Genomic DNA, 12,732 nt, shown 5'->3' on the forward strand with positions numbered 1-12,732 from the left:
ACCCTCTTATTAATCCTAATCTTTCTCTTCTTTCCAGAGAGCATCTTTCAAAGCACTTCCCCCCAAGATATTCCAAAGGATGCAAGCATACCTACTCCTACTGCAAATAATCCTGGTGCTAAAAAAGCTCCTATAGCTACAGACACCCCTGCCCCTATCACAAGTCCAGCAATATCTACAAGTACCCTCTGCGTTCCATACTTATAATTCAAGCCATCATCTACCATCCCAAGTACTGATGATGCTGCAGAAAGCGGTCCACAAAACTTTGACATTTTTGCTGAAGCATACATAGCTCCTACTCTACCTCTTCATTATCATGAATCCAATTTACCATTTTAGCTTCTTATTTGTCAATTAACTCCATTAAATTTTCTCACTTTATAAAAAAACAGATTTTCATAATAATTTTTCTCTATTATGAAAATCTGCTTATCATATACGTTGTAATAAAGTTCTTACATTGTGATTTCTAAAGTGTCACAATTATTTAAAAATATATTACCTTATAATTTATTATGCTTAATTTTATATATGGCATTAAAAACTCCAACTGCCATTAATATAATTGATAAAATTGCTAATACCGTTAAAATTAAAGGTTTATATATTACTGAAATTTGAGGATAGTTATCCTGAATTATAACAAATATTATAAGTATAGTGATTATTAATGCCAACAATGACGTCATAATTATTAATAGTATTCTTTCTTCCCTACTTATTTTATATTTAAAAGTCAAAACAAATGCACCTATTATAAGTGCCGCTAATGCTACTACTGTTACTGGAAATGGTATATTTTCTATACCTATACTTTTAATAATTGCCGTAATTATTAACACTATTCCAATTGCCTTAGTTTTGCTCATCTTCATAATTTTATTGCCTCAAAATTATAAATTCAATTTACCATTTTTATTTCTTATTTGTCAATTAACTCCATCCACTTTTTCTCTTTATACAAAAACAGATTCCCATAATAATTTTTCTATATTATGAAAATCTGCTTTAATATCTTCTAAATCAATTTAGTTTCTAAAAACATATGTTATGTCTTTCCAACATAAAATTGTAACTGCTATTGCTAAAACTATAATATATATAACCGCTATAACCACCATTATCTTTTTACTTTTCTTCATGTTTTTTTGCGTTTTCATCATAAATATAGCCCTTATAATTACAACTATAGCAGCAACCCATATTATAGTTACAAATACTATAGACCCCATAACCTTATCATTCCAATATTTATTCAGAAAATATATACCACTACTTATAAGTGACATAACTAAAGTTGCTAATATATAGTTTATTATCTTTTTTTTATCTCTATCTTCTCTTAATATCTGAACTATTAAACCTAATATCATTACCAATGTAAGTACAAAACTTGCCCAAAACTTTCCATCTCTGTCTATCCGCTTTGCCATAAGATATGACATCATGAATATACCTACTAATGTACCTCTTCCCAATTTATCTATATCATAAAATTTAACTACCTTCTTAAATATTTTATTCATCATCCTCTATCACCTTCTTATTCTTTTATTAAATCATTATCTCCACCAGCATACTTTTTTTTCGCCCACTCTTCACCTGCTCCTATAACATAAGAAGCTCCCATACATAACACTGCTCCAAGTATTCCTTCCGGTAAAAGAACCGTTGCAATTACACCTAACGCAATTCCCGCACCATCTATAAGTAACCTCTGATATTTATGCTTATAATTCAAGCCATCATCTACCATACCCAGCACTGATGCTGCTGCAGAAAGCGGTCCACAAAACTTTGACATTTTTGCTGAAGCATACATAGCTCCTACTCTACCTCTTATTGCTTCTGGAAAGGTTTCTGGCGGAAAGAGAACATATTTTTTACTAATTCCCCACTTAGATAACCCTGCTGTTACACTATCTAAACCTGATTCAACTGGTGCTGCTTTTTTATCTCCTGTGTAGCTATTAACTTTATGAATAACCTTTCTCGTTCCACTACTGTTGGATGGCCTACTTACAGGTCTGCTAGCTGGTCTACTGGCTGGCCTACTAGGTGTTTCATAAGCACTAGCTTTGCTTACTCCTCCAATGCCTGCTGGCACTACAAATACCGTTTGATCTCCATCCATTATTATTCCTATATTTCCATCTACATCAGCTTTATTTACAGGATTATTCTCACAGTATGCAAACATATTACCTGACAACAATTCTCCCTGATTTGCAGTAATTGAATCTGCATTTATAAATCTTCCCCATTCTGGATTGTAATATCTGCTTTGCAAATAGTATAATCCTGTTTCACTATCATATCTGTAACTCTTATATCTATATGGATTTATTTGTCCTACTGTATCCTTTAAGCTTCCATCTATAGCTATTAGCTTGCCGAAGCTGTCATAAGTATAACTTACCACCTGTGTACCTGATTTGTCAATTAATCCTATTATAATTCCTGTTGCGTCTTTAATGTAATAGTAGTCACTGCCATTTAAATTCATACTTATAAGCTGATCAGAACTATCGTAGGTGTAGTATATTTGATTAGTTCCATCTGTTTCATAGGTTACCTTGTCACCATCTAAATGATATTTTGTTGTAACTCCATTTACAGTTTTTTCAGTTCTAGCTCCATCTTCGTTATATTTATAGCTTATATTTTGTCCATTACCTAACATAGCTGCCAGTTGTTTTCCCTGTTCCCAGGTGTAACTGTACCTTCCATCATTTAATGGATTTCCTACAGCATCATAGCTTATGTTTACTCCATTGTAATTTGTAAGCTTATCCTTCCAACTTGAATCTCCATAGCCATAATTTATGGTACTGCCTGCTGCTGGTAAATCTCCTGTAGTATATGGGTATTCTGTTTTACTAAGCAAGTTTCCACCTGCATCATAGTTATAAACCTCTGTTTTATTTAGTACCCCGTTATCCTCTCTTTTTAATTCTTCTAATTCATTATAGGTATACTTTATTGTTTTTCCAGCTTCAGTTACTGTTTCAATATTTCCATTGCCATCATAGGTATAGCTTGTTTTATTTCCATTATTGTCTACTGTTCCTATTTTTGAAGAATCCTTTGAATCCACATCTGGTTTTACTATATATATTCTTAAAGCTTCAAGCCTTAGTCCTTGACCTTCTGTTCCTGCTGTTTGTCCATCGCTTACTACATCTGTCCATCCTTTATTTTGTACCTGTGCTTGATAGTATATGTGATATCCGCTTTTTGCACCTTCAAGCTCTATTTTAACTGCTTCCATTCTAAGGTTTTGCCCCTCTGTTCCTGCTTCATCTCCATCATACACCCAAGGCTGCCAACCTATGTTTTGCACTTGTGCTTGATACTTTATTCTCATTCCACTAGTTGGATTGGTAAGCTTCACCTTAAGAGCTTCCATTCTAAGTCCTTTACCTTCTGTTCCTGCCGTTTGTCCATCATTTACCCAAGGATTTTGCCAACCTGTATTTTCAACGTGAGCATCGTAGGTTACACCTGTATTTGAGGTTTGTGCCCCTGGCAGGTATTCATAACTAATATTATATTTTGAGGTTCCCGTATTTATAGTGCTTGCTGTTCTTCTAGACAAAGTGTCATAGCTGTTATCAAATTCATTACTACCATATTTTGAGGCTGTTAATTTATTGTCTTTATCATAAGTATAATCAGTTTCATGATTTACACCATTGACCTTATCCTTTAATGAGGCTAAATTATTATTTTTATCGTAATTGTAATTTATTTCATTTCCATTAGAGTCTGAGCTTTTAACTAGCTTGTCTTCTAAATCATAAGTATAGCTGTTAACTACATCATTGACATTATCGTTTTCCTGTGCAAGATTTCCAGCTGCATCATACTTATAGGTATATCTTGGCTTTTCTACTGATATTCTTATAGCTTCTATTCTTAAGCCCTTTCCTACAGTTCCTGCGGTTTCACCATCCTGTACTGGATCCATCCAACCTATACCTTCTACATGTACTTGATATCTTACAATATAACCTTTTGGTGCGCCTTCAAGCTCTATTTTTACTGCTTCCATTCTAAGCCCTTGGTTTTCTGTTCCTGCTTCCTGTCCATCATACACCCAATCCTGCCAGCCTACATTTTGTACATGTGCCTGATATTTTATTTTCATTCCCGGCAGTGCATTATTTAATTTAACCTTCATAGCTTCTAATCTCAAAGATTGTCCTTCTGTTCCTGCTTCACTGTAATCACTTACGGGATTTTGCCAGCCTATATTTTGAACTTGACCTGAATAGCTTACTCCAACTGAATTATCTCCACCAACCAAATCTGCTGTTTTTCTATCTAGATTATCATAGTCAGTACTAACTGATTGTCCATTTCCATAATTAGATTTTAAAAGCACACTGGTTCTAGGTTCATAGATATTTTGAGTTAAATTTTGATTTCCAACTGATACAGAAGTATTATTTCCTAATGGATCATATGCAAAATTATAGCTAAACCCATTATGATTGATTTTACTTATAGCATCATTAGTATATTCATAGCTATTGCTTACATTTTGTCCATCTGCTGTAGTACTAGTACTTGTTAGTTTGTCCATACCATCATAGCTGTTATTAGTAGTGTTTCCTTTTGGGTCTGTAGTGCTGTTTAAAAGTCCCTTTGTTTCATCATAATTATAAGTAGTGGTATTACCTAAACTATCTGTGAGGGATTTTATATAATTTCCACTGTCTGTGTACGTTGCTTTAGATTGAAGATAATCTGTTCCATCCCCTACTTTTGCAGTTGTGGGATTACCACTTGCATCATAGCCAAAGTTGTAACTTGTATTTTCTCCTGTTGTTGCTCTTGTAACGTTATGTTTACTGTCATATTCATACTTAAAGGAGCCTCCTTTTGGAGCAACAGACTGCTCTAAATCATTGTTTCCATTATACTGAAACTGAAAAGTTGAATCCTTCTTTGCAATCTCTGCTGTAGATAGTACGTTCCCTTTTGAGTCGTATTGATAACTTTGATCAAAATCTTCTTTATAAAGCTGTGCACCATCAAAATATGCTGTATTTGCATTATTCTCATAAAGATAGTATATATCTATTCTAGAATACTTTTGTTTTGCTATAGCCTTACCGCTAATATACTGCCACTTATCATAATTCTTATTAAACTCAAGTGTTACCCATTGGGCAGAATTGCCATCAACAAATGCCAATTGAATTTGAAAAGTACCACTTGGAACTGAGTAACCCTTTCCCCAAGCTCCAAAGGAATATATATCTCCAGAATCTCCACTTACATTAACAGATTGACACAACCTTTTTGAAGCTCCATAAGCTCCACTTACCGAATACACAGTATTGTTTAAATTATCCGGATGATCTGAATCGTTAATTGTGGTTAAGCTATCTGTTCCACTTGTACCTGTGGTCCCCCACTTATTTGGTACACTAATTGTACCTGAAAGATCACCGTTTTCTATTAGATTATATCTGTTACTAACACTTCCTGTTTCAAGCTGAAGACTGTCAAAATACGCAGTACCACTCTCCTCTAATACCCCTACTCTTGTAAGTACATTAGTATCCGAAGCATCGTTTGGAAGAGTAAAGGTTACATTAAGTCTTTGCCAATCATTAGTACCACTAATAGCCTTTGAATCAATGCTTTGATATACGCCATTTTTATCCTTATAGTAAAAGCTTATAACTGCACCCTTACCATTGGTATTTGATACATTATAGGTTTTTACATAGGCTGAAAAAGTATAAGTTTCGCCTTTAGTCAAGTTATTCCACTGATCTGCATATTGTCTTTGTACGTTATCTGTTTTATCTATCTTTATACTTTGATTTCCAAGATAATGATTTTCTGTACTAAAGGAGCTTGTTCCGCTGCCGCCATCACTATTAAAGCCCCAACCGTCTGTAGCTTCCAATTCATGATTGGTAAGTAAATTTTCCACTGTTTTTTGCAGCTTTGATTCAGAGGTTAATTTACTTACATTCGTAGTATCACCATATTGATAATACTCCGCACTGCCATCAATATCTTTAACTGAAAGAGTTTTTCCTCTGTCATCAAACATATATTCATTATTTCTTCCCTTTTCATCTGTAAAGGTAGTATTATTATTTCCATAGCTAATATCCAGTTTATCTCCAGCTGTACCATCTGTATTTCCTTCTGCTATACTGCTAACCCTATAAGGTAAGGCTCCATAATAGCTGTAGTCTACCTTATACCCATCATAATCGGTAACATTTATAAGATTATGATTTCCATCATAGCTATAAGAAGATGTCTTTCCATCTGGATAAGTTATACCAGTTAAATTTCCAGCTCCGTCATAGCTATAGGAGGTTGTCCTTCCAGAAGTATCTACAATTGAAGCTAGGTTCCCATTAGCTCCATAACTTAACTTTACTACTCTACCTGATGGATCTACTACTTCAGTAAGCACTCTTTTATTATTAACATTATCAGAAACAAATACAGTTACATTTCCATTCGCATCAGTAATTTGTTCCAAATCATTATTTCTCGAATTAAATTTTATTGTGTTATTCTTTTTATCTGATATTGAACAAGAACCATCTGGATTTTTCTTTAAGGTTAAACCTAAATTTAGTTCATCTTGAAGCTCTGCTCCTCCTGAATCCAGAAAGTAATGCTTTGTACCATCTTCATCTGTATATTTATACCAAGGCTGACCCTCTATGGTTTGCTGCTCAATTTTTTGACTTACATTAAGCCTCCAACCATTTCCATAGTTAATGTTATCTCCCCTATCATTGCTATTAAAAATATGATTTATAGCAATAGGTAATCTACTTCCACTCATACTAATATCGTCATGCTTTAAAACCAAATTACCATTATAGTCATTTAAATATGAGGTTCCTGCTCTTCCTATAGCTTGAGTATGGTAAGTCCAATAATTTTCTATACCACTGTTATTAATATAGGTAAAACTAACCTGTGGTCTTGCTTTTGAATAATCATCATCAATGTTGTCTGACCAAAAAGAAGTATAATTGCTGCTATTATCCTCTTCTAGCATGAGTCCATAATTGTTTCCACTTGTATACCATTGTTTTGCAATGCTCGTTATATCCCAGTAAATCCAATCCTGCTGTGTTGAATTTATTACACTCAAAGCTTCTACATGAGAATCATAGCTTGGTTGAGTTCCCCAAGATAAGTTATCTGGATTAAAATCTTGATTTACCTTGTGTACATTTACCTGATTATTTGAGCCTTTACTCACCTGAGGATTATATTCCAAATTAAGTCCAGCTGAAACAATCATATCTCCAGAGGAAAGCTGTGGCAAATCAAATTTAATGTATGTTCTTGTTGTTCCAATTTGAGGTACGCTTCCAACTCTGAGATATTGATTTTGAGCTTTATTAGCTGTATCATTTGAAGCAACAAAAGTATCATGTATACTATTTTTATCAAGAGATGTTCTAACAGATGGGTCAATAGTTACTGGGTATGCTCTTTTTTTGCTCTTTAGCCATTTTGTATCTGGTGTTAGTTTTAATACACAAGTATCCTTGTCTTGAGTTAAACTAACCTTTATATTTGAGCTTGTTTTTCCTTTACTATCATACATTACAGGTGCATTTATTTTAAATATTTCCTTTGATTTATCTGTTGAATCATAAAATATGATTGAATTATCCTTTTGAAGCTTAGGTATCATATTTTTTATATTTAAATTAAACTTGTACTCACAATTATCTGTATACTTATTTAATATAATATTTTCTTTTATATCGCTTCCTTTTAAAACATACTGTAAATCAGTATCTTGAAAGGCATCCTTAAAATTTATACCTGAAATTATATTTTTTAAGGTTTTTATTTTTTCATTATTTACTAAAATAGCTTTATCTTTTTGCTGTTCAGGGGCTGATTCTCTTGCCAATTCTTTATTAGCTTTAATCTCCCTATCTACACTTTCATTAACCTCAGAGGCTATTTTATTAGAAGCTTCTGAAGCCACTTCTCCTTCAACCTCTTTAATATCCTCTAAATTCCAAGAGAATTCATATTTATCTTTTTTCACATCAACAAGCTTCTTTTTATCCGACTCCTTAGATATTTTGATTTTAAAACCATTTTGCTTATTTTCTAAAAAGCCACTATCATCAGAAGTTTTTAAAGTATTGTCTATATCCTTCCACTTATTATTTTCTTTATAGTGAACTGCTGTACCATATTCTGCTATTTCATAGCTTCCATCTTCCTTTTGATATCGTTTTGTATTTTCGGTTCTTTGTTCCTCCAATTCTTTTGTGATTTTACTTACATTCTTCTTTTGCTTTTTTTCAGTTTGGTTATTTTGATTACTTTGTCCTTTAATAAGACTACTTATATCCACTGTCTGTCCATAAATTGTAATATGAAACATAGCTGTTATCAAAAATACAATTAACCCAAAAGAAATGTTCCTTTTAATTTTTCTCATACCTTCACCTCTTGTTAACATTCTGTTAATTTTGTTGATACATGCTATTATACTACCTAATTAATGTAAAAATCTCAAATTTATTGTCAATAGTATTAATTTTTTACATGCTTTTTCAGACAGATTAACACACTTTGCAGCTTTAAATATATTTAAAAGGTATAAATTGTATTTTTATTCATAATAAGTCTGCTAAAATTAAACAAAATTTAATATATTCTTTTAAAATTGATTTTTTATCGAAAACGAATTTCATCAAAAAAAAATCAGACTACATAAAAAATCACAATTTTTCATGTAGTCTGATTTTAATTTTCTAATATTTTTGGGGAAAATTTAGAAAAGTATTATTTACAAGTATCCGATATACTTACCCTATAATCTCTCATCTCAATTATAATTTTGCTAAACTTAAATGCTTGCTATAAGCCTAAAGGCATTTTATAGCAACATATATAATGTACTTTCTACATTATATATAAATTCTATTTACAGAAAGCTAGGCACCCTATTCCTCTCTTTCTGCACCGAATTCAATCTATATAAAACCCATAACTCTACCCTTTTATAAACATATATACTTTACTTCTCTTGTCAGTAAATAAACCAAAAACCCCATTTATTCTATTTGCCCTTGCCTACTCATACACATTGTTGAAAGCATGTACATATTACAATCCCTGACTTCTCTTATTTATGTTATTAAAATAATTATTTCAATAACATTACCCTTATGTCCAATTAATTACCCTTTAAATATAATTCGCTAAAAAATCATTTAATTATCTAGCACCTATGTTAGCTCCTCCTACCCCTGCTCCAACAAATTTGCTTGCAGAGCTAAGCTTTAGAAAATCTCCAAGATCAATTGTTCCATCAGCATTTCTTCCTACATATGGAGTTATGCTTACAAAATCCTTATCTGTACAAAGTACTTGGGTTGTCACTTTCTTGTGATCTATACTCCAAAATACATTTGATTTTATAGTTGCATTAGCACTTATTTTATCGTTGGCAGACGATTTATACGATAAGCAGTTTGTTAAAATTGCAGTACCGTTATCAAAAGAAAAGTTACTTCCTTTGCTTGATCCATTGTTGTATCCTGTACAATTAGTTAAGCTTATTGAACCAGGATTGCTATTGAAAGTAAATCCATGTTTCTTATTGTTGAAGGAAACACAATTTTTAACCACGTGACTAACTGCTATTTTATCTCCTCCTAATTTAAATCCGTTACCATCACTATCAGCAGTTGATGTACCATTAGAAGTTGCCCCATTGTTATATGCTACACAATCCTCAATTGTTACTGGAGCTATAGCACCTGTTGCTTTTTTAGCATATAAATCCCAACCATCATCTATGTTATGATGAGATATACATCCTTTAAACACATTTCCAGGTCCTACAGTAAGTTTACATGCAAATCCATCCGCATCCTCTCCGTTGTCAGGATCAGCATTATCATGTGAGGTACAATTTAATATTAAATTATTTGATGGCCAATTATTACTTGGAACATTTTTAGCGTATCTTCCAACCTGAAAACCAGCATCTCTGTTATAGTCAGTTTCACAAAGCTCAAATAAATTATTATTACCAGCAACATATATACCATTGTCAGCTGCGCCCTTTACTTCTATTCCCTTTACATGCCAATAATTTCCGTTAACCTGAAGTCCTCTAGCATTGCTAACTTTGCTTGGATTACCATAAGTTTCAGATGAAAAATCCAAAACTACCTTACCATCTTCATATGGCTGTATATTTTTTAATTTATCAGCTTGTCCGTCATTACCTCTTTGAATTGTTATTTGATTGTTGTAAGTGTAAGTTCCTCCCATAACATATATAGTTCCACCTGGTGCCACTTTAGTTAAAGCCGCCTCAAATGTTGTAGGATTATTTAAAGTACCATCAGCATTTGCATTTCCCGTAGTTGAAACATATACATCACCATTCACTGCATCAGCCTTAACTAAGTTACTAGAAAAGCTGCCAATTGATATAGTTGATGCAACGACACATAATGCAATTAATTTTGATAGTCTTTTTTTAGACATTACAAGACCTCCCTCTATATTCATTAGCTGCAAGTTATAACACACCTAACACTTAGAAATTATATTAAATTTTTACTCACTTGTAAAATTATATTTTTACCCATAAAACGTTTATAATCCTCATAATTACATAATTAAATTGCTTTTCCTTTTTATATTAAAGAAAATCTATTACCTGTTAACGTTAACGTTGTTTAATATAAATAAAAATGGAGTTTTGACAAAAAAACTCCATTTTCATAGTGTATAAGTGCATAATTTAGTTGTTTATATCTATATTTCCTGCTGAATTTTTTAATTGAATAATATTATTACTTTCTCCAACACTTCCTTTTACTTCTTTTTCCGCTCCACTTCCAGTACTACTTAAAGGAAAATCACAATCTACGCCTCCTGCACTTGCATACGCATCTAGCTTAAACTTAGAATCCTTAGGAATTGTTAACTTTATATTTCCTGCCGAACTTCTAAAATCGACATTATTATTAAATTTACTATAACTTATAGTAGTATTTCCTGCTGAATTTCTTCCTTGAATATCACCACTAAAATCTTCTAATTTTATATTTCCTGCTGAAGCATCTATTGCAGAAGTTTTACATACAATACTTTTACCATCTATACCTCCGGCACTATTATTTAAAGTTAATTTTTCTGCTATATTTAAATTTTCTAAATCCATCTTACCTGCACTTAATTTAGCATACATACTATTTAAACTTAAATCCTTTATACTTGTATCTCCTGCTGAAGAATATACTTCCAGATTATTTTTATAAGCTTCTGGAATAGTAATATTTAACTTAACATCAGATTTATTTGTAAAATCAAATATGTGTATTGATGGTCCTTTCCTTTTAAAGTTTATATACAAAGTATCTCCGTCTTTATAGCAATCCAATTTAGGAATATTATTAGATGTGGCGCTTACGTTTCCTAAAGCCTGGGCAGTTACATTCACTTTACTACCCTTCGAAACATACACATCAGCCGCTGAAGAATCCACATATATTCTTGAAATACTATTAGTGCTTAATTCTTTACTCTCATTAACTTTATAATCCTTATCAGAAACTTTTAACAAATTACCATGCCCAAAAGATAATGCCATTGCGATTCCATAACTAATTAAACAAATTCCAACTAGGTATAAAACTATTTTCTTTATATTAATCTTCAACTTTATCACCCCTACCCTCTAATCACTTTTATATTCCATTTAATATATCTAGCCGTAAGCACTATTGCAATTTTAACTACATAAAACATTGCTATGCACATTAAAAGTCCTAAAGCTAAGGTTCCAATACCTCCAAAGAAAACTGCAATTCGTGACACTATATCAGGTGTTTGTATATAAGTTATAAACCATCCTCCAAACACACTGGCCAAAATGACCGCTAGACCTGCTACTGTTACTGCAAAAGCAGCTGCGCAAACTCCAATTACAGCTCCAATTATTCCTATATAAATCCCAAGGACAAATATAACATTAAAGAAAAGTAATGCAATGGCAACGAAAACCGCGCCTACAGCTGACCTTCCTTCACTGTTATAAAAATTAGCTTTTCCCATTCCATTTGCTTCTCTATATTGATTTGCTATATCCATTGGACTTCCCAGTTCTTTTGCTATTTCTTGTTCTGTTTTTCCATTTTCTATTCCTATCCTAAAGTGCTCCTCATAGTCATATAATATTTCCTGTTTCTCATCTTCATTAAATCCTTCAAGATATGACCTAAGCAAACTGAGAAATTCTCTTTTATTCATTTTCTTGTACCCCTTTCAATATACTCCTTACACCTTCAACAAATTCTACCCATTCTTCTACTAATTTTTCTTTTTCTTCTCTTCCTAGTTCAGTTAATTTATAATATTTTCTAGGAGGTCCTTCCGTAGATTCCTGCAAATACGTAGTAAAAAATCCTTCTTTACTAAGTCTTCTTAAGAGGGGATATATAGTTCCTTCTGAAATTTCTATACTCTTGGAAATCTCATCCACAAGCTCATATCCATAGCAGTCTTTTCTATCTAATAACGAAAGAACACATAATTCCAAAATTCCTTTTTTTAATTGAGTATTCATCTCATTACCCCTTATCTTAACGAAACTAAGAAAATCTTAATTTCTATATATATTGTTTCCATAACTACAGTATAACATTTAGTACTGTTTAATACAAGATACCTTTTTAA

Annotated in this window: 8 protein-coding genes; all 8 read right to left on the reverse strand. The window is 32.3% G+C overall.

Annotation, left to right across the window (positions count from 1 at the left end; translation table 11 throughout):
- Positions 1-47 precede the first annotated feature (47 nt).
- Positions 48-293 (reverse strand): hypothetical protein, encoded by a 246-nt coding sequence (locus CLFE_RS18965; RefSeq protein WP_077893904.1) that lies wholly within the window; start codon positions 291-293, stop codon positions 48-50.
- A 213-nt stretch (positions 294-506) separates the two neighbouring features.
- Positions 507-878: a hypothetical protein gene (locus tag CLFE_RS18970; RefSeq protein WP_077893905.1), complete on the reverse strand. Its 372-nt coding sequence runs from the start codon at positions 876-878 to the stop codon at positions 507-509.
- Positions 879-1,031: 153 nt separating this feature from the next.
- The gene (locus CLFE_RS18975) at positions 1,032-1,532 is read right to left on the reverse strand and encodes a hypothetical protein (RefSeq protein ID WP_077893906.1); all 501 of its coding nucleotides are present in this window, start codon (positions 1,530-1,532) and stop codon (positions 1,032-1,034) included.
- A gap of 14 nt (positions 1,533-1,546) precedes the next feature.
- Positions 1,547-8,470, reverse strand: a complete 6,924-nt coding sequence (locus tag CLFE_RS18980) for a DNRLRE domain-containing protein (RefSeq protein WP_169850963.1) — start codon at positions 8,468-8,470, stop codon at positions 1,547-1,549.
- A gap of 782 nt (positions 8,471-9,252) precedes the next feature.
- The gene (locus tag CLFE_RS18985; protein WP_242951646.1) at positions 9,253-10,536 is read right to left on the reverse strand and encodes a right-handed parallel beta-helix repeat-containing protein; all 1,284 of its coding nucleotides are present in this window, start codon (positions 10,534-10,536) and stop codon (positions 9,253-9,255) included.
- 259 nt (positions 10,537-10,795) lie between these two features.
- The gene (locus CLFE_RS18990) at positions 10,796-11,716 is read right to left on the reverse strand and encodes a DUF4097 family beta strand repeat-containing protein (protein ID WP_077893920.1); all 921 of its coding nucleotides are present in this window, start codon (positions 11,714-11,716) and stop codon (positions 10,796-10,798) included.
- Between the two features lie 11 nt (positions 11,717-11,727).
- Positions 11,728-12,306 carry a DUF1700 domain-containing protein gene (locus CLFE_RS18995; RefSeq protein WP_077893908.1) on the reverse strand — a complete coding sequence of 193 codons (579 nt, stop codon included), beginning with the start codon at positions 12,304-12,306 and terminating at the stop codon, positions 11,728-11,730.
- Positions 12,299-12,622 (reverse strand): PadR family transcriptional regulator, encoded by a 324-nt coding sequence (locus CLFE_RS19000; RefSeq protein ID WP_077835068.1) that lies wholly within the window; start codon positions 12,620-12,622, stop codon positions 12,299-12,301. The genes CLFE_RS18995 and CLFE_RS19000 overlap by 8 nt, the downstream gene beginning before the upstream one ends.
- Positions 12,623-12,732: the final 110 nt, after the last annotated feature.

The organism is Clostridium felsineum DSM 794 (genome assembly GCF_002006355.2).
GTDB classification, from domain to species: Bacteria; Bacillota; Clostridia; order Clostridiales; family Clostridiaceae; genus Clostridium_S; species Clostridium_S felsineum.

Excerpts from the sequence above, each read along its gene's own strand:
- CLFE_RS18965 (WP_077893904.1), bottom strand. The coding sequence starts at position 293 with ATGTATGCTTCAGCAAAAATGTCAAAGTTTTGTGGACCGCTTTCTGCA.
- CLFE_RS18970 (WP_077893905.1), bottom strand. The coding sequence starts at position 878 with ATGAAGATGAGCAAAACTAAGGCAATTGGAATAGTGTTAATAATTACG.
- CLFE_RS18975 (WP_077893906.1), bottom strand. The coding sequence starts at position 1,532 with ATGATGAATAAAATATTTAAGAAGGTAGTTAAATTTTATGATATAGAT.
- CLFE_RS18980 (WP_169850963.1), bottom strand. The coding sequence starts at position 8,470 with ATGAGAAAAATTAAAAGGAACATTTCTTTTGGGTTAATTGTATTTTTG.
- CLFE_RS18985 (WP_242951646.1), bottom strand. The coding sequence starts at position 10,536 with ATGTCTAAAAAAAGACTATCAAAATTAATTGCATTATGTGTCGTTGCA.
- CLFE_RS18995 (WP_077893908.1), bottom strand. The coding sequence starts at position 12,306 with ATGAATAAAAGAGAATTTCTCAGTTTGCTTAGGTCATATCTTGAAGGA.
- CLFE_RS19000 (WP_077835068.1), bottom strand. The coding sequence starts at position 12,622 with ATGAATACTCAATTAAAAAAAGGAATTTTGGAATTATGTGTTCTTTCG.